The following is a 25,373-nucleotide window of genomic DNA, read 5'->3' on the forward strand; positions in this document are numbered from 1 at the left end:
AAAAACAATCAGTTATGCATTCAGAATTAATAATAGTACCAATATTTTTCGGAGTAGTATTTGCCATTGCTTACTTGTATTTTTCAACAAGGAACAAAGAACGTCTTGCCTTAATAGAAAAGGGTGCAGATGCCAGTATTTTTGTTAGAGGCAAAAAAGAAAACGCAGCCCCCATTTGGAAGGTTCTAATTTTAAATGCTTCATTAATTTTAATGGGCATTGGTATGGGCGTTTTTATTGCAGCCATTCTGGTAAATGCCGGTATTGATGATGATGTGGCCTATCCAGGTACTATTTTCTTAATGGCGGGTATTGGCTTATTTGTAGGTTTTACAATGACCAAAAAATTAGATAAGGAATAACTCAAAAAAACCTTTACTGTGAAAAACGCTCCCATAGGAGCGTTTTTTTGTTTTTACAGTGGATTGAAGTTTTGGATAACGGCAATTGAAATGAACATAAAGCCAATTATTTTCTTTTATTTAAAACTTCCAAGTACAGGTCCTCTACTTTTTTTCTGGCCCAAGGAGTACGTCTTAAAAATTTTAAGCTCGATTTTATTGACGGGTCATGGGTAAAACATCGGATATTGATTCTATGCCCCAAATGTTCCCAACCATAATATTTAACTAGGTCATTGATAATTTGCTCTAGTTTTATACCGTGTAAAGGATTGTTTGGTTGCGAAGACATATTACCCCCTATTCCTATTTCTATTCTTGTTTCTATTTCCTTTTGGTTTGTTGGAATCCCCTCCTCTATTTCTATTTGATGAACTTCTAGAACCACCTCTACCACGTCCCGACCTTTGTCCGGGTTTTATAGGTTCTGTCGATGCATTGGGGTCGGGTTCAAAACCTTCGATTATTTCCTTTTCTATTTTTATACCAATCAGTTTTTCAATGTCCCGTAAATAACTGGTTTCATCTGCACTCACCAATGAGAGGGCTTCTCCATCGGCTCCTGCCCTACCTGTTCTACCAATTCTGTGCACATAGTCCTCAGGAATATTGGGCAATTCAAAATTTACTACATGGGGAAGTAACGGAATATCCAATCCACGTGCAGCTATATCAGTTGCCACCAATACTCTTACGGAACCATCTTTAAAACCTGCCAAAGCTTTGGTACGTGCTCCTTGACTTTTGTTTCCATGGATAGCGGAAGCGGTTATACCACTCTTTACCATTTTCTTGCACAAGTTATTGGCTCCATGCTTGGTTCTGGTAAATACCAATACCTGTTTCCAATCGCCTTCAGAAACGAGTTTTATAATGAGTCCCGCCTTTAGACCTTTAGCTACACGATATACCTTTTGTTCAATTTTATCTACTGTAGAATTCTCCGGGGTAGCTTCTACCAAAACAGGATTGTTTAAGATGTCCCCTGCTAATTTCTTTATATCCTTGGAAAAAGTAGCAGAAAATAATAGGTTCTGTCTTTTCCTTGGCATAATGGCCATTACCTTTTTAATGTCGTGTATAAAACCCATATCCAACATTCTGTCGGCCTCGTCCAACACTAAAATTTCCACCTTGGCCAATGACAGGGCTTTTTGGTTGTGCAAATCCAGTAAACGACCTGGTGTGGCTATAAGAACATCTATTCCTTTTCTAAGTGTTGCAATTTGTGGACGTTGGTTTACCCCTCCAAAAATTACAGTGGACCTAATGTCAAGAAACTCACTGTATTCCTTTACATTGTCATAAATCTGTGCTGCCAATTCCCTGGTAGGGGTTAACACCAATGCCCGGACCGGTCTATGTCTTAAAGGCTGTGCTTTAGATAATATTTGAAGCAGTGGCAAGGTAAACCCTGCGGTCTTTCCTGTCCCTGTTTGGGCAGACGCCAGCACATCTTTTCCTCCTAAAACTAAGGGGATTGCTTTTTCTTGTATGGGTGATGGGGTGTCGTATCCTTTTTTACTTACCGCCTTTAACAAAGCGTCGGATAGACCTAATGATTTAAATGACATATTTCTTATTGAGCCGCAAAGGTACTGCTATTTTTTGCGTAAGACATTATTTCCTTGTCTTTGATACAAAAAGCCACTAACTTACATCCACATCTTTAAAACTAGACTTTTATGGAAACCAAAAACAGAAGAAATTTTATCAAGAAATCCGTCTTGGGCGCTACGGCGCTTGCCCTACCATTAGAAATGTTTCCAGCAACCGTCTTGGGAGCAAATGACCGTATTAACCTTGGTGTTATTGGGTGTAATGGCATGGGCTGGAGCAATACCCTTTCCATATTAAAGGTTAAAGGCGTTAAACTTGTTGCCCTTTGTGATGTAGATCAAAATGTTTTGGATAGACGGGTGAAGGAAATGAAAGATGCCAGTCCAGATAAAGCCTCTAAAAAAATAAAGGTTTATTCCGATTATAGGGCTTTGTTGGATAATAAGGATATTGATGTAGTAATTATTGGCACTCCAGACCATTGGCACTGTAAAATTATGGTAGATGCCTGTGAAGCGGGCAAGCAAGTTTATGTAGAAAAACCTATTGCCAATACCATTGAGGAGTGCAACATTATGTTAAGAGCCGCAAAAAAATACAATACAGTGGTTCAAGTAGGTCAATGGCAACGTAGTGGGCCCCATTACAGAGAGGCCATTGATATTGTGCAGTCTGGCGTACTGGGGAAAATACGTGTGGTAAAAGTTTGGGCGTACCAGGGATGGATGAAACCCGTTCCCGTAGTTCCAGATTCAAAAGCGCCAAAAGGAGTTGATTATAAACAATGGTTGGGGCCGGCAACCAATAGGCCCTTTAACGCCAATAGGTTTCATTTTAATTTTAGGTGGTTTTGGGACTACGCAGGTGGATTAATGACAGACTGGGGTGTACATGAAATAGACATTGCCCTTTATGCCATGAAGGCACTGGCACCAAAATCGATCATGGCAAGTGGTGGTAAATTGGCGTATCCAGATGATGCTTCGGAAACGCCAGATACGCTACAGGCCCTTTTTGAATACGAAAATTTTAATATGCTTTGGGAACATGCTACGGGGATAGATTTGGGACCTTATCAAAAACCTGAAGGCATAGCATTTATTGGCAACAATGCCACATTGGTTTTAAACAGGGGAGGCTTTGAGGTGCTTTTGGAAAAGAAATCGGAAGGATATGGTAAATCCAGTCAGAACAAAATAGACCCAATTGCAAGTGGTGGTGTCCCAGAAGGGGTTAATTATTTGGACCTGCACCAGGAAAACTTTATTAAGGCCGTAAGGGCAAATGATAGTTCGCTACTTAATACGCCCATTGAATCTGGTAGTGTAGCGGCTATAAATGCACAAATGGGGAATATTGCCTATAAAACAGGCGAGAAATTGTACTGGGATGCAAAACAAGGTAATTTTGGAAACAATGAAAAGGCAAACAAATTAATCAAGGCCCAATATCATAATGGCTGGGAAAAACCTTTAGTATAATCCATGAAGTTAACACATACCAAACTGCTTCCCGAACTTGGCGTAAGCCATAATCCAGACATAAAGAAAAAGGTCTTTTTGGGAAGAGGCGAAATTCCTCAACTAATGAATTTTGGCACGGCCACTTTTAAACCCGGCCAGGCGGTGGAAGAGCATAAACATGACACCATGTTCGAAGTCTTCTATATACAAAGTGGTAAAGCGGAGTTTATAGTAAACGGGGAAGCATTGGTGTTGCGGGCAGGTGATTGCATTACGCTGGAACCGGGAGAACTTCATTCACAAAACAATCCATTTAAGGAAGATGTCGTTTGGCTCTATTTTGGTATTGCCACGGATTAATAGTTTAAAACCTATCATAATAGACTGTTTTTTACTATATATATTTTTTGATTTAAACATTTATTGTAATATTGCAATGATATAATAAAAGACCATGGGATTAGCAAAAACTGAAATTTTTACAGACCAACAAAATGAAATTTCCCAATATGCAAAAGTCTTTGGGCATCCGGCAAGGGTAGCGATTCTACAACATCTATTTAAAACGGATAGTTGCGTTTGCGGTGATTTGGTGACTGAAATTGGATTGGCCCAACCCACAATTTCACAACATCTTAAGGAATTAAAATACTTGGGGTTAATTAAGGGAAATGTGGAGGGTACTAGTGTATGCTATTGTATCAACACCGAAAATTGGATTAAAATGAAAGAGATTATGTCCAAATTCCTAGATCAGGATATACCTAAAGATAAAGATTGTTGTTAAAAAAATTTAACTCTATTAATCGTTTTATTGCGATAAATTAATACTCTTGTAACATTTAAATAATCTGCCATGAAAACAAAAACATCTATTTTATTCATTGTAACATCACTACTGACCATACACTTGGCATCGGCCCAAATGCTTCGTAAAAAAATTGGCAAAAGCGTAGAGGTTCTAAGAACGCAAATTAACACCCTGCCCAAAGAGAAGATAAATGAACTGGACCAGGTAGCCTTTAAAATCTATAAAAATTGCTATAACAATAGTGATGCATCTGTACTTTTCATAGACCAAACTAATACCCAAAACTCGCAGTTGGCAATGATTTGGTTAAAAACTGGATTGGCTTATTATGCTATTGATATTAATGTACAATCGGCAGGTGTCTCCTTAGAGAACAAACCAATTTCAAATTTAAATAGTTTAAGTGACTATGGGTTTGTCATTAAAACTCCCAGTAATGAAAAACCTAACCTTTATACTGTAATTTATGGACGTTCTGGAAGTTGGTCGGTATTCCCGAAAGCACTTTCTGATATTAAAAAAAATAACCCTATGGACATTAAAATAATTGTGGACAAGGCGTTAAATGACAAAGGTATTGCACTTATGAAATTGGAACTCAACGAGGAAGATATACCATTACAGATTATCTATATAGCGGCACAGCTAGATCATCTAATAAAAAACAAAATATGAAGATCATATTATTTAGTGACATCCACTCCAATCTACCGGCATTGGATGCTTTTTTTGAGCATATAGACAACAGGAACTATGATGCTATTTATTGCCTTGGAGACTTGGTGGGTTATAATATTTGGCCCAACGAAGTGATTCAGGAAATTAGAAAACGAAAAATACCGACTATTGCAGGCAATTATGACTACGGCATAGGTAGAACTAGTGATGATTGTGGCTGCGCTTATAAAACCGATGAGGAAAAAGCGAAGGGTGCCATTTCTATTTCATTGACCAACCAATTGGTAAACAACAATAGTAGAAACTATCTTAGAACACTTCCTGCCCATATCAAAATAGAATTTCAGCTAAATAAGGACAAATTAAACTTAATGTTAGTTCACGGTAGTCCCCGTAAAATAAACGAATACCTGTTCGAGGATAGAGCTGAAAAAAGTATGGTGCGCATTATGGAGCAGGCCGGTGCAGATATTATGTGTTTTGGACATACGCATAAGCCTTATCATAGAATTTTTAATACTAACGATGAAAAAGTGCCCCATTTTAGACACGCCATAAATATAGGTTCCATAGGCAAACCTAAAGACAATGATATGCGCGGAAGTTATGTGATATTGGAAATTAACGAAAACGCTTCGGTTTTAAACAAGGATAGTATTTCAGTGGAATTTGTAAAGTTTGAATATGATATAGAAAAAGCTGCAAAAGCAATTGAAGACAGCATTTTACCAAACAGTTATGCTCAGAATCTAAGAAACGGGTACTAATTTATGTAGTAAAAACAAACATAAAAACCCAATTAATGACAAGGAGTCTTTAAAATAAGTACAGAATAATATGACTAAAAAAAAATTAAGCTTTCTGGATAGAAATCTAACCCTTTGGATTTTTGTTGCTATGGCCATTGGAGTAGGAATTGGATATTTTATACCCACTTTTCCAACTGTTATAAATTCCCTAAGTAGCGGAACAACCAATATTCCCATTGCAATTGGTTTGATCCTTATGATGTACCCCCCTTTGGCAAAGGTCAACTATGCGCTCTTGCCCAAAGTCTTCCGAAATACTAAAATCCTATCCATTTCATTGATTCTAAATTGGATAATAGGTCCTGTTTTAATGTTTTTTCTGGCCATCACTTTTTTACGGGACTATCCAGAATATATGGTTGGACTTATTTTGATAGGTTTGGCCCGTTGTATTGCCATGGTCTTAGTTTGGAACGACCTGGCAGAGGGCAGTAGCGAATATGGCGCTGGTTTGGTAGCTTTAAACAGTATTTTCCAAGTTTTTGCCTATAGCTTTTATGCCTGGATTTTTATAACCGTGCTTCCACCCTATTTTGGGTTCCAAGGGGCAATCGTAGATATATCTATTGGCACCATTGCGGAAAGCGTGGCCATTTATTTAGGAATTCCTTTTGTATTGGGAATTATAAGCCGACTTATTTTAGTAAAGTTAAAAGGGGAAGAATGGTACACTAAAAAATTCATTCCAAAAATCTCTCCCATGACACTTATAGCCCTTTTATTTACCATTGTGGTTATGTTTTCATTAAAAGGGGAATTAATAGTGGAGATTCCAATGGATGTGCTCATTATTGCCGTTCCCTTGCTTGTTTATTTTTCTTTAATGTTCATCATTGGTTTTTTCTTTACCAAAACAATGGGTGCAGATTATGATAAAACGGCAGCTGTAGCATTTACGGCGGCTGGAAATAATTTTGAATTGGCAATTGCAGTGGCCATTGCTGTTTTTGGGCTCAATTCGGGACAAGCATTTGCCGGGGTCATTGGACCTTTGGTAGAAGTTCCGGCTTTAATTTTGTTGGTTCGGGTATCTTTTTGGCTACGTGGCAAGTATTTTAAAAAGGCCGTTGCTTAGGCCCATGCACAATTCTACTTGGAATAGGTTACTACCTACAACGTATTACTGCAACAAATGCAATAGACCACGATTTCTCTTATAGTCCAAAAAAAGTTCTCTAAAAATTATTACGTCTTTAGGGTCATTTGGGGCAGCTATATCTAAACTGGGCAAAACATGATTTATTTCTTGTAGAAAAGCATCAAAATGATTTTCATGCGTCATATTTTGGCCAGAAACTAATTGTTCTATTTCTATAGTTTGTTTTTTACGGGAATACATAATTCTAACATTTAATTTGGTTTGCTTTAAAGATGTACAAATATGCTATTGTCATAAAATAAAAAGGAATACCTGTAGACTAATGGTAGATTACTATAGACGAGTAGAATTTTTAAATCGACGAATAAATGAGGAAAAGTACTGAATATGGTAATAGAGCGGCGGTTGGGCAAATGGATGAAGAAGCTCTTTTGTGACAATTAAATCTCTCAAATAAATAAAGGACAAATTGCGTTATATAGATAATATGGATTAACCCCAAGATAAAGACCATGAAATTAATGCTATTATATGTCTTCGTATTTTTAGTGGTCGCTTGCACTAAAAATGACAACACTACAGTAGACCTAATTCCCGGGCCTGCTTTAGAAGAGGGGCTACTGGAAAATCAAAAAATAGATATTTTGGGAACGGAAAGAGATTACCATCTCTACATTCCAGAAAACCCTATAAATGCACCCGTTGTGATGCTTTTTCATGGTAACGGCAGTAACAATAACGAAATATTGGGCATAACCAATGTAAAAGCACCTTATAAAGTTTGGTTAGACATTGCCGAACAAGAAGACCTTATACTAATTGTACCCAATGGTTCTGAAGGTACCGATGGCAAAAACGGCTGGAACGATTGTAGAGCAGATGCTGAAGGCAATCCCAATTCCAATGATGTACTTTTTGCCAATCATCTAATTGATATGGCCATAGAACAATATCAGGCCAATGCATCAAAAGTTTTTGCTGTAGGCACTTCAAACGGAGGACACATGGCCATACGCTTGGCTCAAGAAATACCGGATAAACTAAAAGCTTTTGCCTCCATTGTTGCAGCCAATCCTGTGAACACCCAGTGTACAAATTCCACCATACCCATTTCAGCACTCATAATTAACGGTACAGAAGACCCTTTTCTACCCTATGAAGGTGGGCCAATGGCAAGTAGTCGTGGTGAAGTCTATTCTACTGAAGAGACCATTGCATATTGGGTCGATAGAAATAATACAAATATTGCTCCGGTTATAAATAACCTTGCAAATACAGACGAGACAGATAATTGTACAGTAACTACATATTTATATGAAAACGGTACCAACAATACCGAGGTAGCTTTATATACCGTTGTTGGTGGCGGGCATACCGAACCTAGTATTAGGGAACGCTACAGCAATTTATTCAAAATTATTGTAAAGGAACAGAATGGCGATATTGAAATGGCGTACGAAGTCTGGAATTTCTTTAAAACCAAATAATAAAACGCCACTTCCCTATTCCTACAGTTCAATAATCCAATTGTTAGGCCAATAGCCATTTTCCGGCTTTGCGTTTATATAGATATAAACATGTTAAAAACCACCAAAAGGTGGTTTTTTTATGATTGGCATAAAAGAAATAACTAAAATAATGAGCAACACAAACAAACACAAACAAACACTAACATACTAAAAACAAGAATCTAACTTGATTATTAGGAAATATGAACGACCAAAGCAATCCAAATTTTAAAATATAGTGCGTTATCAGTTTAATTTAAAAGCAGTTAGATGTAAATTCTTGGATAAGTGTAAAATTTACACTAATTTTAGAAAAACAAACATTTCCAAACCATATGATCATGAATTCAAAACTTAAGAATCTCATTAAAACACTCATTTTGTTACTCACTATAGTATATTTTCAAAATACTATGGCCCAAGATGGAACCATCTATCCCCTAGAAATTCCCAATGAGCCAAACGCCATTCCTCTTGGAACAGGTGGTGTTGAAAACCAGCCCGCCTCAGAGACATGGTTCAGGCAATGGGGTGACCCAATGGCCCGAAACATCACCACGGCAACTCTTACCCCATTTCTGCCAAAACCAGGGAAAGCAAATGGGGCAACCGTCATTGTAGCACCAGGAGGAGGTTTCAGGTGGCTTTCACTTGGGAATGAAGGGTGGGAAGTTGCGGAAGCACTGGCAGAAAAAGGAATCACTGCCTTTGTGCTTAAGTATCGACTCCATCCAACTCCAGAATCCCTTGATGACTTCAGTGCATGGATGAACAGGCCTCGCACTCCCGCTCCTTCTTCTGATACATCTGACTCTTCTAGTAATTCAGAACCTATTAGTCGACTACAACGAGACCTTTCAAATCAATTGGAAGACGCTGAAGCTGCTTACAAGATGATAATTAATCGGGCTGAGGAATGGGGAGTAGATACAAATCGAATTGGTATGATTGGCTTCTCTGCTGGTGCTGGTCTCACTATGCACTCAACATTGAACTCCGAAATAATGAATCTAGCCTTCATAGGTCCAATTTATGGTGGCATGGGTGACGTAGAGGTTCCAAAAGATGCTCCACCTATGTTCAACGTAATTGCGGTGGACGATTTTCTTTTCAGGGGTCAGTTTGGCGTAATTGATTCATGGTACAAAGCAGGAATACCTGTTGAGTTCCATCTTTACCAAAATGGGGGTCATGGTTTCGGCTTAGGAAATCCAAACAGAACCAGCAATCGCTGGTTTGATGCCTTTATACACTGGTTAGACGTCAATGCTTTCCTTACACCCAAGTCCAGTGAGTAACATTCTTGATATTGTTCTAGTTTATAGAATCGGATACAAGGTCAATTAATCTTTGCCAACTAGAACAAAACATAACATGTATGTCATCTTTTAAATAGATGAACCTACATAAAAATCAGTGATAGCGGATTCATTCTAGTTAAATTTGAAAAGTCAATGAGAATTGATCCGCTATACATATAAACTAAGTTGATAGAAAAATCTTTTGATTTTTTCATTGTGACCATAAACCCCTGACATATTCTGACATTTCCTGCCATTACATTTGCCATATGTTTAACCTCTAAAAAAGAAAATCATGACAAATGCAATCAATTGGTTCGAAATTCCTGTTACAAACTATGAAAGGGCAAAAAAGTTCTACAGCACTGTTTTAAAAACAGAAATCACGGACGCTCCCATGCCCGGTGTTAAATACGGTGTCTTTAAGTACGACATGGAAGGTGTTGGCGGTGGCTTAATAGAGGGCGATGGCAGACAGCCCCAAAAGGACGGCGTGTTGTTGTACATGCCCGGTGGTAATGACTTAAGTATTCCATTGGCCCGGGTAGAGGCTGCTGGGGGTACCATTCTGATTCCAAAAACAAGTATTGGCGAGAACGGTTTTATGGCCCAGCTCATAGATACGGAGGGCAATAAAATTGCTTTACACTCAATGAACTAAAACTAAAAAGAGAATAGCGAACCCGTTTTGGGTTCGCTATCTTTGTATCTATGTCACAACTGGCCAGACTTATAGCAATACTTACGTTATTAAAATCCAAACGGGTTTTAACGGCCACCGAACTTTCGGATAAGTACGATGTAAGCATCAGGACCATTTACCGGGACATCCAAAAGCTTATTGAGGCAGGTGTCCCCGTAATTACTATAGAAGGCAGGGGCTATTCTCTTATGGATGGCTATTCCGTAGCTCCCGTACAGTTTACAGAGAAACAGGCAAATGCCCTGATTACGGCCACACATTTGGTAAAGCAAACCCAAGATTCGTCCTTTATTGAGGATTTTCAGGATGCCATGACCAAGATAAAATCGGTCTTTAGAACCTCCATTCAGGCTAAAAGTGAATTATTAAGTAGTAAGCTCTATATATTTAACAAACAAGATATTAAAGTTCCTAGTAATGCGCTTTCCGAAATACAACTGGCCATTACCAATTTTAACTATATAGAAATAAACTATCGCAAGGCAGATGACCCAAACATTACCTTTAGAAAAATAGAACCCTGTGCCATTTACTCCACAGAAAACAAATGGATATTGATCGCTTGGTGCCATTTAAGAAAAGACTATAGATCTTTTAGGATAGATAGGATCCAACATTTTAAAATACTCCAAGAGAAATTTGAAGACAGAAAGTTTACTTTGAAAGCCTATTTTCAAGTGGACAAATACAGACATTCGGAAAAAAATAACTAATGTGAGCAACTATGTGGCCCATATTGCATCTTACAATAAAGAAATTATGAGAGTAATTGCATCGGTCCTTATTTTTCTCTTATTTATGGGTTGCAGTAAAAGCAATGACAATGATGGAAGAAAGGATTATTTTTTCTATACCGAGTCCCAAATTGTTTTGGAGGATAGCGGTGGCAATAACTTTGCAAAAATTGTGGATGGAGAAAATTTAGTGTTTGAATACTTTTTCCAACACCCAGACCAAGAGAATATTGCGGATGATGAATATTCTGAACGTATCATCTTTGAAATGGATGCCAGTTTAAGCAGCTTCTCAATTTCCAACACAACCTTGACAGAATACAATACGTATTTTGATGAATATTGTTTTTGTGGCCTACAAGGAAGTACTCCTATAACTTTTGGAACCATAAAAGGAACCAAAATTGACGAAAATAGATGGGATATCACATTAAACGTTTCTTTTGAAATGTATGATGAAACAAGAACCAAAGAGGTGAACCATCGTTTTGTTTTAACCGAAAAGTAAGCATATAAAACTCCCACGCAATTTAACACCTGCTCCCTGCTTTTCTATCTTATAAAACTTTAATACCTAAAATTTGTAACCTACTATATTACGATGTCGTCATAGATAAACAATCAATTAAAAACGACACATGAAACTTAAATTAGGTTACCTTGTATTTGGATTTCTTTTTTTAACACATCAAATCTGGGCACAGACCCCAAACAGGGACCCATCCCAAAACCTTCCAAAACCATTCTGGATTTGGACACCCAATTTTGGGAAGCCTACAATACCTGCAATCTGGAAAATTTTAAAACCTTTATCACGGATGATGTGGAGTTCTACCATGACAAAGGAGGGCTTACCACTTCCCTATCTGGTTTAATGGAAAGTGTAAAAACAGGCTTATGCGGTAATGAAAACCTAAAAATATTAAGAGAGGCCAAAGAAGGCACGGTACAGGTATTTCCGATAGCCAATTACGGTGCAATTATTACAGGGGAGCATGTGTTCTTCCTTAAAGAAAAGGATAAAGAGAAAAGATTGGACGGACAGGCAAAGTTTACCCATCTATGGCAATACAAGGACAACCAATGGAAAATGTCCAGAATATTAAGCTATGACCACGGACCGGCTTCCATAAATGACTCAAAAACAGAGGTTACCTTATCCAACGAAGTTCTTGCCACCTACACGGGAACCTATACCATTGCAGATGGCCAAACCGTAACGGTAACCTTAGAGGGCAATGGGCTAAAATTGTCCGCACCCAATAAAGAATTGATCATACATCCAGAATCCGAAACCCTGTTCTTTCACAAACAGGCCCCACTCACCTTTGAGTTTGAAAAAAACGCACGGGGAACGGTACAAAAATTTACCATAAGGGAGAACGGGAACATTGTGGACGAATCAAAAAAAATTAGATAAAAAAATCTTGAAACATATACATTTGTATAATATACAAACGTATGGACCCACAAGAATATATAGTAAGAAATGCAGTTCCTAACGAGTTTAAGGAGATAGGACAATTACTAGTTGCGGTATATTCCCAATTGGAAGGCTTTCCAAAACCAAGCGAACAGCCAGATTACTACAGATTACTGGCCAATATTGGGGAAATCACCCAAAAACCAGGAGCAGAGCTTTTGGTGGCTGTAGCCCCAACAGGCCATATAGGCGGTGCCGTGGTCTACTTTAAGGATATGCAGTATTATGGTTCTGGAGGTACGGCCACCAAGGAGAAAAACGCATCCGGATTTAGGCTACTTGCCGTAAGCGAAGCCTCAAGAGGACTGGGCATTGGTAAGCTATTGACAAAAAACTGCATCCAAAGAGCCAAAAACCATCATAACCGCCAACTGCTAATACACTCCACAAAAGCCATGCAAATTGCATGGAAGATGTACGAAAACCTTGGTTTTGAGCGATCGGAAGATTTGGACTTTACCCAAGGAGAACTTTCGGTTTATGGTTTTAGATTGATACTATAAACTATATAAGGGCATTTTTCCTTTCAACCCTAATCCCTACCTTTGTCCCTTTAAAATTCCATAATGGACAAAATTCATCCTAAAACCCTACAAGACCTAGAGTTTCCAACAGTTTTGAAACAACTGGTGGGACGTTGTCATACGGAATTGGGCAAGGAACAAGCATTGTCCATTAAACCACTGCCCAATAAGGAGGAAATTATAAGGGTATTGGGGCAGACATCCGAATATTTGTCTTCATTTACCAATGACAATAGAATTCCCAATCATGGTTTCGAAGTAATTTCAAATGAAATAAAATTGCTGAAGATTGAGAATACGACTTTGGAAATAAGTGGGTTCAAAAAAATTGGAAGCATTTGCAACACCGTAAACGAACACAAAAAGTTTTTAAAGAAGTTTAAAGAGTACTACCCCCTCCTCTTCGAGTTTTCAGAAACAATTGATGCCAACACTGAAATCCCAACTGAAATCAACAAAGTATTGGATAAGTTTGGCGAAATAAAGGACAATGCTTCATCCAACTTAAAATCCATACGCATACAGATAAACGAAGTAAAGGGGAAAATAAACCAAAGCTTTGCTTCTGCATTAAGCTCCTATCAGTCCTCAGATTATTTGGACGAAATTAGGGAATCAGTTGTTGAAAACCGACGTGTTTTGGCGGTAAAGGCAATGTATCGCAAAAAAATCAAGGGCATGGTCATGGGCACTTCCAAAACAGGAAGTATTGTTTACATGGAACCTGAAGCTTCCTTGAGATACAGTCGGGAACTCAATAATCTGGAATTTGAAGAGAAGGAAGAAATTCAAAAAATACTCAATCAGCTTACCAATACCATACGTCCTTACGGGTATCTTTTAACCAAGTACCAAAACTTCTTGGCTCATATGGACATTACGGCCGCCAAGGCAAAGTATGCTTCGGAGATGAATGCGGTATTGCCCACAATCAATGACAAAAAGGAAATGCGCCTAAGGGATGCCTACCATCCCCTGCTCTATTTAACCAATAAGTACAAAAAGGAAAAGACCTATCCACAGACCATTGAGTTGCATCCAAAAAACCGGATCATTGTAATTTCCGGTCCCAATGCCGGTGGAAAAAGCATCACCCTAAAGACTATTGGCCTCCTACAGGTAATGGTACAAAGTGGTTTGTTGATTCCGGTTCATGAGCGCAGTTCCGTATGTCTTTTTGATAAAATATTGACAGATATTGGGGATAACCAATCCATTGAAAATCATCTAAGTACATACAGTTACCGGCTCAAAAACATGAACCAATTTTTGCGCAAGTGTAACAACAATACCTTGTTCTTAATTGATGAGTTTGGAACGGGCAGTGACCCTGAATTGGGTGGTGCCCTGGCCGAAACTTTTTTGGAGGTATTCTATGAGCGGGAATCCTATGGGGTAATTACCACCCACTACGCCAATTTAAAAATGTTGGCCAATGAATTGCCGCATGCCACCAATGCTAATATGATGTTCGATAATAAAACATTGGAACCTACCTACCAATTGATCTTGGGACAGGCAGGAAGTTCTTTTACGTTTGAGGTGGCACAAAAAAATGGTATTCCCTATAGTTTGATCAATAGGGCGAAGAAGAAAATTGAGCGTGGCAAGGTACGTTTTGATGCTACCATAGCCAAATTGCAGAAAGAGCGAAGTAAAATGGTGCAAACCGGGGATCGTCTTAATGAGGAAGAGGCCAAAGCCCGTGAAGAGGCTAAACGTTTAGAAGAGCTGAACACCAAAATAAAGTCCAAGCTAGAGAACTACCAAGAATTATACGATCACAACCAACGTATGATTTACTTAGGAAACAAAGTGAACACTGCAGCTGAAAAATATTTTCAAGATAAAAAGAAAAGGCCTTTGGTATCCGAGTTGTTGCGATTGGTAGAAACGGAAAACAGTAAGAGGAAAAAGAAATCGGTACAACAGACAAAAATAGACAGACAAAAGAAGGTCCAGGTGGCCCAAGAACTGGAGCAAAAAATTGTGAAGGTCAGAAAGGAAAAAATCGCCAAAAAGAAAAAGGCGGTCATAAAGGAAAAAAACAAACCTCGACCCATTTTTAAAGTGGGTGACAGGGTTCGCATACAAGATGGCAAAGCTGTCGGCAGTATTGATAAGCTAGAAAAAAATAAGGCCATAGTAAACTACGGCCTATTCACTACAAATGTAAGCGTAGATCAGCTTGATTTGGTCGAAAGAAAGAACTAGGGCACTTATCTACCTTGAACCATAGCAGTTAAATTTTCCAATGCTTTTGCATAGTAATCATTGTACTGTTTTATGTTTTCCTCGGTGGGGTTTTCCAATACACTCTGCAAGTATGGCATATCAGAGAATTTAAACACACCATTGTCCACATCCTTGGATTGCATTATTGTTTTGAGCTTTCCTAGTTTTTGCTCGGTAGTTGCCTGTTGTTCAAATCCATATTGCTCCATCAGAAGCTGTTGCATCGTTTTGGATTTTGTAGTTTTTATATTATTGTCCACCGTGACAGTCTCAACATCAAAATATGTAGGTTGATATGCAGGATTTGCTGCTATCAAAGCATCTTGCATTCGATTCATAACCTGCTGCATATTGGACACAACATTGACTAAATCATTAGTGTTTATGCCGACTGCCGTATTTATATATGAAAACAGGTCGTTACCATAATACTCCTCCCAGGCTACACCAATGATTCGTTTATAGTCATTTGTTCGCATATTTTGTGGTGAAACTGCTATGCCCATACCATCTAAATTACCAGAAGGTAAAATGTAATCTCCCTTATTAACAGTGCCTAGAACCTTTACAGGTACCTGACCTAAGAAAGCTACTTGCTTATATTGGCTTACTTCCTCCCCTTTAGGCATTGCTCCAGATACAATGGGATTTTTAGAGATAACCATGAAACGGTCAGCATCTACAAAACTTTTTGATATCTCACCAGCCCTCAACCCTACAACCTCTCCATAAGTAAATGTTTCCTTAGCATCATATTTTTTCAACCATTCCGCATAATCAGCACCTCCCGACTCAAAGGCCACCCCAACATTAGCCTCGTTATACCATATATATAAGGATATCTGTACGCCCTGAATAAATAAGGTAAAAGCTGCATCCACAGCATCATCACAATCACCCGCAATACCAACACCCGCAATACAAGCGCCAAGGTTAATACCAAAACTTGCCGATGATTGTATTAGGTCTAGATATTCTAAAAGTAGATTTAGTGAATAATCGTTATTCAAGTACACGCTAAAAGCACTTGGCGCCTCTGCTGGCGGAGCCGTGTCATCATCATCTTGATCCTTAGCTTCATCCTCCGAAGGCTCATTATCAACAATGACATCTAAAATAAAATTTTGGCTAACATCAGTATAGGCCTGAAATCCCTCTATTCTACCAATTGGTTCACCTCCTCCATTCCAAAAAGACACAAAATTGCGCTCTCGACTGGGCACGGCATCGTTCAATTGAATGGCCATACCGTTTGCACTACCTTGTAATCTTAAGGGGTAGGCATCAATATCCGATTGGTTAGTTTCCGAAACTTGGGCCGTAATTGTTACCCTATTGTTGAAATTTGATGCACCATCCGCTGTCAGTGTTTGTAAGCGGGTATCCTGTTCTACATAGACATCCCCTGTGAAACGAGACAAGCTTTGGTTGTTTACATTAAAATCACTATTTAGATTGGTCACCCCGTCCGCTACAAGGTTCCTATGCCTAACATAAGGAACATAGGTAAGGGATTGTTCACTGAACTCCACAAAATTAGTTCCTGCATCCATATCAATATCTACTTTTAAGGTTTTGGGACCATCCCAATCAATGGTATTGAAAGTGCCCAAGCTTTCAGGAGTTGTTTGTCCCTGTCCTATGGTAAGATTTATGGTTCCGTAGGGATCCGTTTGTGTCTCTTGGGTCTCTTGGTAATTTACATTGCCAGAGGCGTCCATAACTGTAAACCGAATACTGATGGGACGATCCGGTATGTTATTGGACGGAATGTCCACACCGGGGATTTCATCCGAATTGTTGTCAATCAACACTGCTTGATAGGTAATACCTTCAGTTTGTGCTATTCCGACATAAAGGCAAAAAAGGCTTAAAATGGTGAATATGTATATTTTTTTCATGATATGGTTGTTAGAAAGAACAGTTGCATCCTGGTAATTGTATAATGATGCCCATTCCGAAATTATGATTGGAAATATTTAATTTTTCATTATCGTTCGGGTTGGAATTCACTAAAGAAAAGCTTCTCCCGTATTGATATTGGACAAACAATGCTGCTTTGTTGGATATGGGGTACTCTATCCCCAAGCCCAATCTTGGCACCACTATTAAGTTGTCAAATTCATCTTCTCTGGTTAAGTCAAATACTTGGTTGTTCAAAGTCTGTGTTCCACGCAACAAATACTCCATAGAGGCGCTTAGCTTGGCAAAAAAGACAAAGTCCCTAGATCTTGCATAATTATACCAAAGCCCGGTCTGCAAACCCAAATAAGATAGGTCCCACTCGTAAAAATTGTCCAAAAGGACATCGCTTCCCATTGCACTATAGTTTGTAAAGACACCCCCTACCATGATATGAGCTTTGTCCCCGGGAAGTTGAAAGGCATACCCGGCACCCATATAGGTATTGCTACCCTTTTGTAAATTTTCCAAGGACCCACCAGATGAGTTTTTATATTCAAAGGAAGATATGGTCTGTCCAACATCAGAATACAATATTTGTCCATAAGACATGGCAGACAACAAACAAATGGCTAAAAACAAATACTTGTTCATTTTTATTGCTTTATAAGTTGTCTAATACTGTGTTGTTGCCCAACCTGGAGTTTAAAAAAATAGACTCCCCTTGACAAGTTCTCCAATGGAACTGTAATTTGGGTGCTATTCTCACGAATCTGGTGCAAAATCAATCTACCGGTCATGTCAAATAAGAACACATCTACATTTTCATCCTCTGTGTTTTCCAGATTTACCACAACCCCATCAATAAAGGAATTGGGGTATACGATCATTTCCAGTTCATTGGGATTGCTCCCTATGACCCCTGGTCGTAAAATCTGCAAAAAACCTTGACGCAACGTTTTATTTTCTGTTGCAAATGTGTTAATGACACTGGTTTGCCCAATACTTTGCTGTAAAAAATAATTGCCTTGCGTAGAGGTAACCCTTTTACTATTCCCACTTACCCCTAAAGTCTGTCGCACTAAGACTTGGGAATGCCCATACAATGAGAACAACAATAATGCGAGTAAAAATTTCTTCATGTTAATTGATTGGTTTTTAAGGTTCAACACTACCAAATTACTTACGATGTTGTTATGCACCTAATTTTGTCCATGGACAAAGTATGGACAGAATTGATGGACAGCAAGCATAGACAACATGGACAAGTCCTTGAGATAAACTAGATTAATATCATTAAATAATTGAAAAACAATTGGTTACATATATTAATAAAAAATATATGTTAGAATATCATGGACAGTAGTAAAAAAAAACATAAAATAACAGCCGGCATCAAGTTGTTGAACCCAACCTGAGCGGCCAGCTGCCGTTTTTATTAATTAGTAAAATAATTATTTACAGAGGCTAATCTTTGTTTTTAAATTGCCTTATTGTTTGCTTCCTTCCCAAGTGCCTTCCATATTCCTTCCTGCATCTATCCAGGTACCCGTAGCTTCGTTGTTTTCTTTTAATTGACCAACAAACTCCCGGTCATCTGTATTGCCCAAAGTGGCGGACAGAGTGCCATTATCAGTAACTTTTCCAGAGATATTTTGGGAGTCTTGGGTATATGCTGAAGTAGCAGTTCCAGAAACATTGCCATTTGCATCTACATTGACTGTCCAAATTCCTCTATCGTCTCCCGAGTAAGCGCCGTTCCAGGTTCCCGTTAAATTAGAATCAATATTCACATCTTGTTCATCCTTTGAACAGGACGTAATTGCTATTGTAAAAATTAGTATCGGTAAAAAAAGTAGTTTTTTCATTTTATTTATTATTTAGGTATATTTTTTTAATCAATTAAAGCAAATCAAAGATTTTTAAATAACAGCCGGCATCAAGTTGCTTCATCCTAAATGGCCGGCTGCATATCTATTAATTATAGTGCATAAGGACCATCTTCGGTGCCATCTAGACCTTTCACAACCAATAATCCTTCTGGCGTAAAAAACAGCATTTTTTGTATGGCATTACCATTAATGTTTATTTTACAAGCAGCCTCTACCGCTCCTCTCAATTCCCCTACATCAGTTTCTGGTTCCCAGCAATTAAAATCAGGATAACCTCTAGTATCTCCATTCGGAAGGCTTATTGACCGAGGGTTGTAATAATTTCTTCTGCTATATGTGGCCCCATTGTTCTCAAAGGAATAGTAATATGAGGAAGTAACATCACCGCTTATGGTACGAACAAAACTGGATCCTACATAGTAACCTATTACTTGATCATAAACATCTCGTCTAACTGCAGCTTTAACCCCTTTACCAAATAATGGGTATTCTATACAATTCGCATCCCTACCTTCAGCACCATTTAGCCCTTCAATATCACTATCTATATCACTTTGACCTGTAAAAGCGTCATTGACGACAAACCTTCTGTTGGTACCATTTTGTTGGCTAAAATTACCTATTGGAGCTGTTGGCGTGCCATTGATATTACCACTATTATAAATGAGAATTTCATATTCCGTTCCCTGCTCATTGAATATGTAGATCTCACCCAAAAACTGCCTTAAAGCAGCTCCTACATTATCAAAAGTTGTAACTCCAAGTGGACCATTGGAATCTTTAATACTGTATGGTTGTGACACAGAGCCAGATGAGGCATTAAAAATCACGTATTCTGTACCTGCCCCATTAAAAATAGCAGTATATTCATCTTTAATTTGGGTTGCAGCTCCAATACCATCATCAAAAAGATCTACAAGGTTTAAATACAATACTGGAGGAAGAACTCCTTTTAATTCACATTCCACAACTTCCATTTCTGTTGAAATATTAACCCCTACTTGTTTTGATGGGTCTTCCAATGAGTATATTTCATAAGAAAGAGGCAGTCCAGTTCTTATGTCCGTACTTGCAGCCAACATATCTGCCAAAGCTTCTACATTTGTCTCCCCTAAGCTTGCAAATGTATTTTGAGAATCTCCACCATAGGCAATCACCTTTACCTTTAGGTTTTCCATCTTCTTCATTGTATCAACTTCAAGGTCACCTTCTATGTCATTATTAAAACCATCATAAGAAGCAGATATTTGAGTATTCATTTCCTCCAATGAGGAGGTAGATTCTATTAACATATAGAAAATTCTACCATAGGTCACCTTTTTTATATAGGTCGCAGGATTATCTGCTTGAATATACTTGTCTAAATCTTCAGGGGTAACACTTTCATCAAAAACATCATCGTAGCTAGTTGGAAAGTCATAACTGATATCATAGTAAGATTGATTCAATTTCACCAGTACCCTATTATATGTGTTTTCAGTGCTAAATGATAATTTCCCTTCTGCCTTTATGCCATACCCCTCGTAAGAAAGTCCCATTTTTAATGCTAGCTGTTCTTCAGAAAATACATTTTCATATACTAAATCGAAATTTGAAGGTACTACTCCACTACTACCAGAGATAATATTGTTCATTGCCTGTCTAACTTGTGACTCGCTCATTTCATCCAAGTCTTGGGATGCTTGTAGATTTCCATCGTTCAAATTGTACGAAATACTGCCACCAGCTCTTTTCAATGGTATTCCTTGCGGTTTTACATTGTTTATGGTCTTGCCCTGCAATAGAGCTCCTGGGAAAATTTCACTTGCTACACCGCCCAAAGTCTGAAATTCCCCTGTACCATCTGTAACACTAACCGTTCTGGATTTACATATAAACCTATGTGTTTCTGCCTCTGACCCAGTACCTGTTGTATAATCATCTGGGTAGTCTTCACCTTCTTCAAGGATTTCTTCGGTTCTAGACTGGGGCACCTCTTGGAATTCCCCTCCTTGGTCGATTACCGAGTCAAAAGTGAGGTTCGTACCAACTGGTGGATTGTCATCATCAATGATTCCAGAATCATTTTCATCTTTGCTACAGGCTGTTAGCGCAATGCACGCAACTGCCATTAACATAAAACTTTTTAAAATAACTTTACTTGTTTTCATAATTTTGTGGTTTTAAAGGTTCAACACCCCAAAACTATCTTCAAGTCAAGCTGTTACCTAATATTGTCCATGGACAAAACATGGACGAGCCTTCCAAAAGTCGATGAAACACACCATGGACAAAGCATAATCATAAATTTCACCTAATAATTTAAAATATTGATTATCAGTTATTTAAAATGATATATGAAAAATATGAAGTTTTTGGAAGCATGGACAAAGTATGGACACAGAGGTTTTTAGACATTGAAATTGATTTTTTTGACCGAAAGTTGATTTATCTTAGTGGAAACCAAACCATTCTGATCAATGAAGTCAATGAAACTCCTTTTGCTTATTTGCTTTCTTTCACATATAAGTCTACAGGGACAGGACCAAAAAGAGATAGACAGTTTAATAAAGGTTTATCATGCAAATAATTCAATTGAGGCCAAAGTCCTTGCACTGGATGATTTGATAGATCTGTATGTTTATACCGAACCAGATGAGGCCAAAAAATACATTGATGAAATGCTCCAAATTTCCGAGAAAGCCAACTACAAGCATGGTCTGCTCAGGGTTGAGTTTTGTTTGGGCCATTATTATTCTACCTTGGGACAAATGGACCTTGGGGTAAAGTATTACAGAAAAGCCTTAAAACTTTCCTTTGAACAGAATGATGATACTTTTTTGGCCACGCTCCTAAAAAACCTTGCTGTATATGAGGAGCATCAAGGAAATCATGGCAAAGCAATTGAACTTATGGATTCTTCGGCAACGTATCAATTAGGTTATGGTGATTATGTGCGCTATGGTTCGGCCATGAACATCATTGGATTTAACTATTATGAAATGGGCAATTTTCCAAAGGCCATGGAATATTACAACAAGGCATTGAGGACCATGGACACTATAGATATTAAGAGCTATCATAAAGCCGATACCCATAGAAATATTGGATATTTGCAGACTGTTCAGGAACGATATGATGATGCATTGAATTCCTTTCAATTGGCCATGAAGGTTTATGAAGAAACCGATGATCACTTATACCAAGCTACTACCTGGCTAGATATGGGTGATGTCTATGCTGAAAAAAAAGACCACTCCAAGTCCATAAAATTTTACAACAAAGGTCTTGATTTGGGGAGTAAATATAAGTTCCCAACCATTATGGTATATGCCTACAGTGGATTGGGAAATGCCTATAAAGAATTGGGAGAGATAACCAAGGCCATTCCGTACTTGGAAAAATGTTTGACCACAAATCTAGCCGATATTTCACAAATAAACCGCATCACATATAATTACAATTTAGGCCATGCCTACACCTTGAACAACCAATTGCAAAAAGCATTGAACCACCTCAATGAAGCAGTGTTTTTAGGGGATTCCATGAAAATATCCAAAAGATTAAAAGATGCACTCTACTTTAGGAGCAAACTCCATGAAAAAAAGGGGGAGTTGAACAAGGCGATATTGGACTTGCAACGGTCGGTTACCATTAATGACAGTATTTTCTCCTTAGAAAAGGCAAAACAAGTGGACAAGCTGCAAACCCTGTATGAAACGGAAAAGAAAGAAGCGGAAATAGCCATACAACAAGAAGAAATCAAAACCTTAAATGAAAAGGCCAAGGTAGATAAGTTGACCAAGGGGCTCTATGCCGGAGGAATGTTTACATTTTTGACGGTTTCTGGCCTTTTGTACTTTGGATTTAAGCAACGCATGAAAAAGAACCGGATAGCCCGGGAAAAACAGGAGGAAATCTATAAACAGGAAATTGAGCATAAAAAGAAGGAGCTCGCCAGCCAAACCCTTCATCTGGTCCAAAAAAGCACATTTATACAAGAGCTAAAGGAGAATTTAGAAAAATTAAAAAGTTCACCTGATAAGTTTAAAGTGGAATTCAGGCGCATTGTAATGCTCTTGAAAAAACAAAGTGCAGAAGACAAGGATTGGGAGGTCTTTAAAACCTATTTCTCCGAGGTACACAATGACTTTGACCAGAAGCTCAAAACCCTGTACGAGGACATATCCGAAAAAGAGATAAGATTAGCAGCCTTTCTTAGGATGAACTTAACCACCAAGGAAATTGCGGCCACCTTAAACGTATTGCCCGATAGTATTTTAAAATCCAAATACCGGCTTAAAAAGAAGTTGGGTCTTGATAAAGAAACCGATTTGAACCAATTTTTAAATGCGTTATGAAAAAACTCCTTTATTTGACCTTATTGCTAAGCGTATCCATTTTTGCCCAGGACCAAAAGAAAATAGATAGTCTCCTAGCATTGTTCGCCAAAACCAAAATTGATAGCATAAAGTTAAAGACCGCTAACGGAATTGCCTCATATTACATGTATAGGGACATAAAGGAAGCTAAGAAATATAGTGAAATTGAACTGAAAATTGCCAGCGACCTAAATGATAATACTGGAAAACTCAAAGCCCATAATCACTATGCGACCATTTATACCACCTTAAGTAAATACGATTCCGCCCAATACCATATCGAAGCATCGATACGACTGGCCAAGGAGAACGACAAATCAAAATCGTTGGCATCAGCCGTACATAGTTTAGTGATATTGGAAATAACGAGAGGAAATTATAAAAAGGCAGATAGCTTAAACCAACTCAATTTAAAATTCAACGAAAAAATCAAGGATTCATTCGGTTTAGCATTATCATACGATACGGCTTGCAGTATTTATATTGACAAGGATTACAATCAACTTGCGTTGGAAAATGCGTTAAAAAGCTTGGAAATATTTCAAGATTTGAGTGAAGAAATCAGGGTTGCAGATGCTTTTTATAAAATAGCCATAATTGAAAATTCACTTGAAAATTTCAACGCTTCAATTGAAAACAGTCAAAAGGCATTAAAAGTCTATCGTGAACATGACGATGTGGAATACCAATCATCCATTTTAAATATTCTGGGTATTTCCCATAAATTCAAAAAAAAATATGACAAGGCCATTGATTATTTTAATGAAAGTCTTAAAATATCAAATGAACATGGATATAAGACCATAAAATTGGTAAGCATACCCCATTTAATTGATATTTATTTGGAAACCGGGGATAATGAAAAGGCAAAAGCATTGATTGACCAGGGCCTTTCCATAGCACGATCAATACATAGCGATTATACAATCAGCTATATCAACGTAAGGCTGGCCACCTATTATAAAAATATAGGGGATTTCAATAAAGCTATTGCTCTTTTGAACAGGTTGCAAAAAGACCCTTTGATAAACGAACAATACCTAGGACAGGTCCATAGGCTGAAAAGCGAAGTTTTCAAATCAAATTCTAACTACCAAAAAGCCTTGGAAAGTTATGAAAGCTTTAAAAAGCACCAAGATTCCACCTTAAAAAGAAAGAATATCTCGAAAATCAATGAATTAAGGATTATCCACCAGAATGAACAGAACGAGATCAAAATTGCCCTGCAAGGAGAAGAAATCAATACCCTTAATGAAAAGGCCAAAGTGGACAAACTCACCAAAGGACTCTATGCTGGAGGTATGGCCTCTGCCCTAGCCTTATTTGGGCTTTCTGTTTTTGGGTTTCGTCAACGTATTAAAAAGAACCGCATAGCCCGTGAAAAACAAGAAGAAATCTACAAACAAGAGATTGACCATAAAAAGAAGGAACTCACCAGCCAAACCCTGCATTTGGTACAAAAAAATACTTTTATACAAGAGTTGATGGAAAATCTTGAAAGTATTAAGAAATCTCCAGAGCTATTTAAAACCGAATTTAGACGCATTGTGATGTTGCTAAAAAAGGAAAATGCCTCGGACAAGGATTGGGAAGTGTTCAAGACTTATTTCTCTGAAGTACATAATGACTTTGACCAAAAATTGAAAACATTATCCTCGGATATATCGGAAAAGGAAATACGTTTGGCAGCATTTATACGGATGAATTTGACCACGAAAGAAATCGCAGCTACATTGAACGTGTTACCGGATAGTATTCTAAAATCCAAATACCGCCTTAAAAAGAAATTGGGGCTTGATAAAGAAACTGACTTGAGCACTTTTTTAAATACCCTATAAAGTTCCGTAATCTACAATTTGAAGTGTACTTTTTAAGAACATAATGCCTTTTCGAGTGAGTGAAGCGACGA

General features: G+C 38.0%; 25 protein-coding genes. 17 read left to right on the plus strand and 8 right to left on the minus strand.

Features of this window, described 5'->3' with window-relative positions; all coding sequences use genetic code 11:
* Positions 1–14 precede the first annotated feature (14 nt).
* Complete coding sequence (locus GGR42_RS02220; protein ID WP_167960416.1) at positions 15–362, plus strand: DUF6249 domain-containing protein; 348 nt, start codon at positions 15–17, stop codon at positions 360–362.
* Positions 363–468: 106 nt separating this feature from the next.
* Here GGR42_RS02220 and GGR42_RS02225 read toward each other — a convergent pair whose 3' ends face one another.
* Entirely contained in the window at positions 469–693 is a 225-nt protein-coding gene (locus GGR42_RS02225) for a VF530 family protein (protein WP_167960418.1), read from the minus strand.
* A gap of 1 nt (position 694) precedes the next feature.
* Positions 695–1,975: a DEAD/DEAH box helicase gene (locus tag GGR42_RS02230; RefSeq protein WP_167960420.1), complete on the minus strand. Its 1,281-nt coding sequence runs from the start codon at positions 1,973–1,975 to the stop codon at positions 695–697.
* A gap of 111 nt (positions 1,976–2,086) precedes the next feature.
* Here GGR42_RS02230 and GGR42_RS02235 point away from each other — a divergent pair, with 111 nt between their 5' ends.
* The 6 genes from GGR42_RS02235 to arsB all read left to right on the plus strand — a co-directional run bounded on the left by GGR42_RS02235 (position 2,087) and on the right by arsB (position 6,797).
* Complete coding sequence (locus GGR42_RS02235; RefSeq protein ID WP_167960422.1) at positions 2,087–3,442, plus strand: Gfo/Idh/MocA family protein; 1,356 nt, start codon at positions 2,087–2,089, stop codon at positions 3,440–3,442.
* 3 nt (positions 3,443–3,445) lie between these two features.
* Positions 3,446–3,784 (plus strand): cupin domain-containing protein, encoded by a 339-nt coding sequence (locus tag GGR42_RS02240; RefSeq protein ID WP_167960424.1) that lies wholly within the window; start codon positions 3,446–3,448, stop codon positions 3,782–3,784.
* A gap of 94 nt (positions 3,785–3,878) precedes the next feature.
* Positions 3,879–4,211 (plus strand): ArsR/SmtB family transcription factor, encoded by a 333-nt coding sequence (locus tag GGR42_RS02245; RefSeq protein ID WP_167960426.1) that lies wholly within the window; start codon positions 3,879–3,881, stop codon positions 4,209–4,211.
* 69 nt (positions 4,212–4,280) lie between these two features.
* Positions 4,281–4,910 carry a hypothetical protein gene (locus GGR42_RS02250; protein WP_167960428.1) on the plus strand — a complete coding sequence of 210 codons (630 nt, stop codon included), beginning with the start codon at positions 4,281–4,283 and terminating at the stop codon, positions 4,908–4,910.
* Entirely contained in the window at positions 4,907–5,680 is a 774-nt protein-coding gene (locus GGR42_RS02255) for a metallophosphoesterase family protein (protein WP_167960430.1), read from the plus strand. Before GGR42_RS02250 ends, GGR42_RS02255 begins: the two co-directional genes overlap by 4 nt.
* A 70-nt stretch (positions 5,681–5,750) precedes the next feature.
* A complete protein-coding gene (arsB, locus tag GGR42_RS02260) occupies positions 5,751–6,797 on the plus strand; it encodes an ACR3 family arsenite efflux transporter (RefSeq protein ID WP_167960432.1) in 1,047 nt (348 codons plus the stop codon).
* 45 nt (positions 6,798–6,842) lie between these two features.
* Here the strand turns inward: arsB and GGR42_RS02265 are convergent, their stop codons facing one another.
* Complete coding sequence (locus tag GGR42_RS02265) at positions 6,843–7,061, minus strand: hypothetical protein (protein WP_167960434.1); 219 nt, start codon at positions 7,059–7,061, stop codon at positions 6,843–6,845.
* A 272-nt stretch (positions 7,062–7,333) separates the two neighbouring features.
* Between GGR42_RS02265 and GGR42_RS02270 the strand changes: the two genes are divergently transcribed.
* The 8 genes from GGR42_RS02270 (at position 7,334) to GGR42_RS02305 (ending at position 15,288) form a co-directional block, all read left to right on the plus strand.
* Positions 7,334–8,308 carry an alpha/beta hydrolase family esterase gene (locus GGR42_RS02270; protein WP_167960436.1) on the plus strand — a complete coding sequence of 325 codons (975 nt, stop codon included), beginning with the start codon at positions 7,334–7,336 and terminating at the stop codon, positions 8,306–8,308.
* Between the two features lie 362 nt (positions 8,309–8,670).
* Positions 8,671–9,627, plus strand: coding sequence for an alpha/beta hydrolase (locus GGR42_RS02275; RefSeq protein WP_167960438.1), 957 nt, complete (start codon positions 8,671–8,673; stop codon positions 9,625–9,627).
* Between the two features lie 298 nt (positions 9,628–9,925).
* Entirely contained in the window at positions 9,926–10,291 is a 366-nt protein-coding gene (locus tag GGR42_RS02280; protein ID WP_167960440.1) for a VOC family protein, read from the plus strand.
* A gap of 50 nt (positions 10,292–10,341) precedes the next feature.
* On the plus strand, positions 10,342–11,046 hold the full coding sequence (locus GGR42_RS02285; RefSeq protein WP_167960442.1) for a helix-turn-helix transcriptional regulator: 705 nt from the start codon (positions 10,342–10,344) through the stop codon (positions 11,044–11,046).
* Position 11,047: 1 nt separating this feature from the next.
* Positions 11,048–11,575 carry a hypothetical protein gene (locus GGR42_RS02290; RefSeq protein ID WP_167960444.1) on the plus strand — a complete coding sequence of 176 codons (528 nt, stop codon included), beginning with the start codon at positions 11,048–11,050 and terminating at the stop codon, positions 11,573–11,575.
* Positions 11,576–11,818: 243 nt separating this feature from the next.
* Positions 11,819–12,487, plus strand: coding sequence for a DUF4440 domain-containing protein (locus tag GGR42_RS02295; RefSeq protein WP_167960446.1), 669 nt, complete (start codon positions 11,819–11,821; stop codon positions 12,485–12,487).
* Between the two features lie 41 nt (positions 12,488–12,528).
* The gene (locus GGR42_RS02300) at positions 12,529–13,053 is read left to right on the plus strand and encodes a GNAT family N-acetyltransferase (RefSeq protein ID WP_167960448.1); all 525 of its coding nucleotides are present in this window, start codon (positions 12,529–12,531) and stop codon (positions 13,051–13,053) included.
* A 63-nt stretch (positions 13,054–13,116) separates the two neighbouring features.
* Complete coding sequence (locus GGR42_RS02305) at positions 13,117–15,288, plus strand: endonuclease MutS2 (RefSeq protein WP_167960450.1); 2,172 nt, start codon at positions 13,117–13,119, stop codon at positions 15,286–15,288.
* Positions 15,289–15,293: 5 nt separating this feature from the next.
* Here the strand turns inward: GGR42_RS02305 and GGR42_RS02310 are convergent, their stop codons facing one another.
* From GGR42_RS02310 to GGR42_RS02330, 5 genes are all read right to left on the minus strand, one after another.
* The gene (locus tag GGR42_RS02310; protein ID WP_167960452.1) at positions 15,294–17,210 is read right to left on the minus strand and encodes a hypothetical protein; all 1,917 of its coding nucleotides are present in this window, start codon (positions 17,208–17,210) and stop codon (positions 15,294–15,296) included.
* A gap of 10 nt (positions 17,211–17,220) precedes the next feature.
* On the minus strand, positions 17,221–17,865 hold the full coding sequence (locus GGR42_RS02315; RefSeq protein ID WP_167960454.1) for an outer membrane beta-barrel protein: 645 nt from the start codon (positions 17,863–17,865) through the stop codon (positions 17,221–17,223).
* 2 nt (positions 17,866–17,867) lie between these two features.
* Complete coding sequence (locus GGR42_RS02320; protein ID WP_167960456.1) at positions 17,868–18,353, minus strand: T9SS type A sorting domain-containing protein; 486 nt, start codon at positions 18,351–18,353, stop codon at positions 17,868–17,870.
* 348 nt (positions 18,354–18,701) lie between these two features.
* Positions 18,702–19,079 (minus strand): hypothetical protein, encoded by a 378-nt coding sequence (locus GGR42_RS02325; RefSeq protein ID WP_167960458.1) that lies wholly within the window; start codon positions 19,077–19,079, stop codon positions 18,702–18,704.
* A gap of 113 nt (positions 19,080–19,192) precedes the next feature.
* Positions 19,193–21,253, minus strand: a complete 2,061-nt coding sequence (locus GGR42_RS02330; protein ID WP_167960460.1) for a thiol-activated cytolysin family protein — start codon at positions 21,251–21,253, stop codon at positions 19,193–19,195.
* Positions 21,254–21,571: 318 nt separating this feature from the next.
* On the opposite strand from GGR42_RS02330, the gene GGR42_RS02335 reads away from it, so the two are divergent.
* Together GGR42_RS02335 and GGR42_RS02340 are read left to right on the plus strand one after the other, a co-directional pair.
* Entirely contained in the window at positions 21,572–23,443 is a 1,872-nt protein-coding gene (locus GGR42_RS02335) for a tetratricopeptide repeat protein (protein ID WP_167960462.1), read from the plus strand.
* Positions 23,440–25,302, plus strand: a complete 1,863-nt coding sequence (locus GGR42_RS02340) for a tetratricopeptide repeat protein (RefSeq protein ID WP_167960464.1) — start codon at positions 23,440–23,442, stop codon at positions 25,300–25,302. Before GGR42_RS02335 ends, GGR42_RS02340 begins: the two co-directional genes overlap by 4 nt.
* The last annotated feature ends 71 nt before the right edge of the window (positions 25,303–25,373 follow it).

The sequence above is a fragment of the Saonia flava genome, from assembly GCF_011927795.1.
In the GTDB taxonomy this organism is placed as follows: domain Bacteria; phylum Bacteroidota; class Bacteroidia; order Flavobacteriales; family Flavobacteriaceae; genus Saonia; species Saonia flava.

Coding starts and splice junctions, on each gene's coding strand:
- GGR42_RS02220 (WP_167960416.1), top strand. CDS start 15: ATGCATTCAGAATTAATAATAGTACCAATATTTTTCGGAGTAGTATTT.
- GGR42_RS02225 (WP_167960418.1), bottom strand. CDS start 693: ATGTCTTCGCAACCAAACAATCCTTTACACGGTATAAAACTAGAGCAA.
- GGR42_RS02230 (WP_167960420.1), bottom strand. CDS start 1,975: ATGTCATTTAAATCATTAGGTCTATCCGACGCTTTGTTAAAGGCGGTA.
- GGR42_RS02235 (WP_167960422.1), top strand. CDS start 2,087: ATGGAAACCAAAAACAGAAGAAATTTTATCAAGAAATCCGTCTTGGGC.
- GGR42_RS02240 (WP_167960424.1), top strand. CDS start 3,446: ATGAAGTTAACACATACCAAACTGCTTCCCGAACTTGGCGTAAGCCAT.
- GGR42_RS02245 (WP_167960426.1), top strand. CDS start 3,879: ATGGGATTAGCAAAAACTGAAATTTTTACAGACCAACAAAATGAAATT.
- GGR42_RS02250 (WP_167960428.1), top strand. CDS start 4,281: ATGAAAACAAAAACATCTATTTTATTCATTGTAACATCACTACTGACC.
- GGR42_RS02255 (WP_167960430.1), top strand. CDS start 4,907: ATGAAGATCATATTATTTAGTGACATCCACTCCAATCTACCGGCATTG.
- arsB (WP_167960432.1), top strand. CDS start 5,751: ATGACTAAAAAAAAATTAAGCTTTCTGGATAGAAATCTAACCCTTTGG.
- GGR42_RS02265 (WP_167960434.1), bottom strand. CDS start 7,061: ATGTATTCCCGTAAAAAACAAACTATAGAAATAGAACAATTAGTTTCT.
- GGR42_RS02270 (WP_167960436.1), top strand. CDS start 7,334: ATGAAATTAATGCTATTATATGTCTTCGTATTTTTAGTGGTCGCTTGC.
- GGR42_RS02275 (WP_167960438.1), top strand. CDS start 8,671: ATGAATTCAAAACTTAAGAATCTCATTAAAACACTCATTTTGTTACTC.
- GGR42_RS02280 (WP_167960440.1), top strand. CDS start 9,926: ATGACAAATGCAATCAATTGGTTCGAAATTCCTGTTACAAACTATGAA.
- GGR42_RS02285 (WP_167960442.1), top strand. CDS start 10,342: ATGTCACAACTGGCCAGACTTATAGCAATACTTACGTTATTAAAATCC.
- GGR42_RS02300 (WP_167960448.1), top strand. CDS start 12,529: ATGGACCCACAAGAATATATAGTAAGAAATGCAGTTCCTAACGAGTTT.
- GGR42_RS02305 (WP_167960450.1), top strand. CDS start 13,117: ATGGACAAAATTCATCCTAAAACCCTACAAGACCTAGAGTTTCCAACA.
- GGR42_RS02310 (WP_167960452.1), bottom strand. CDS start 17,210: ATGAAAAAAATATACATATTCACCATTTTAAGCCTTTTTTGCCTTTAT.
- GGR42_RS02315 (WP_167960454.1), bottom strand. CDS start 17,865: ATGAACAAGTATTTGTTTTTAGCCATTTGTTTGTTGTCTGCCATGTCT.
- GGR42_RS02320 (WP_167960456.1), bottom strand. CDS start 18,353: ATGAAGAAATTTTTACTCGCATTATTGTTGTTCTCATTGTATGGGCAT.
- GGR42_RS02325 (WP_167960458.1), bottom strand. CDS start 19,079: ATGAAAAAACTACTTTTTTTACCGATACTAATTTTTACAATAGCAATT.
- GGR42_RS02330 (WP_167960460.1), bottom strand. CDS start 21,253: ATGAAAACAAGTAAAGTTATTTTAAAAAGTTTTATGTTAATGGCAGTT.
- GGR42_RS02335 (WP_167960462.1), top strand. CDS start 21,572: ATGAAACTCCTTTTGCTTATTTGCTTTCTTTCACATATAAGTCTACAG.
- GGR42_RS02340 (WP_167960464.1), top strand. CDS start 23,440: ATGAAAAAACTCCTTTATTTGACCTTATTGCTAAGCGTATCCATTTTT.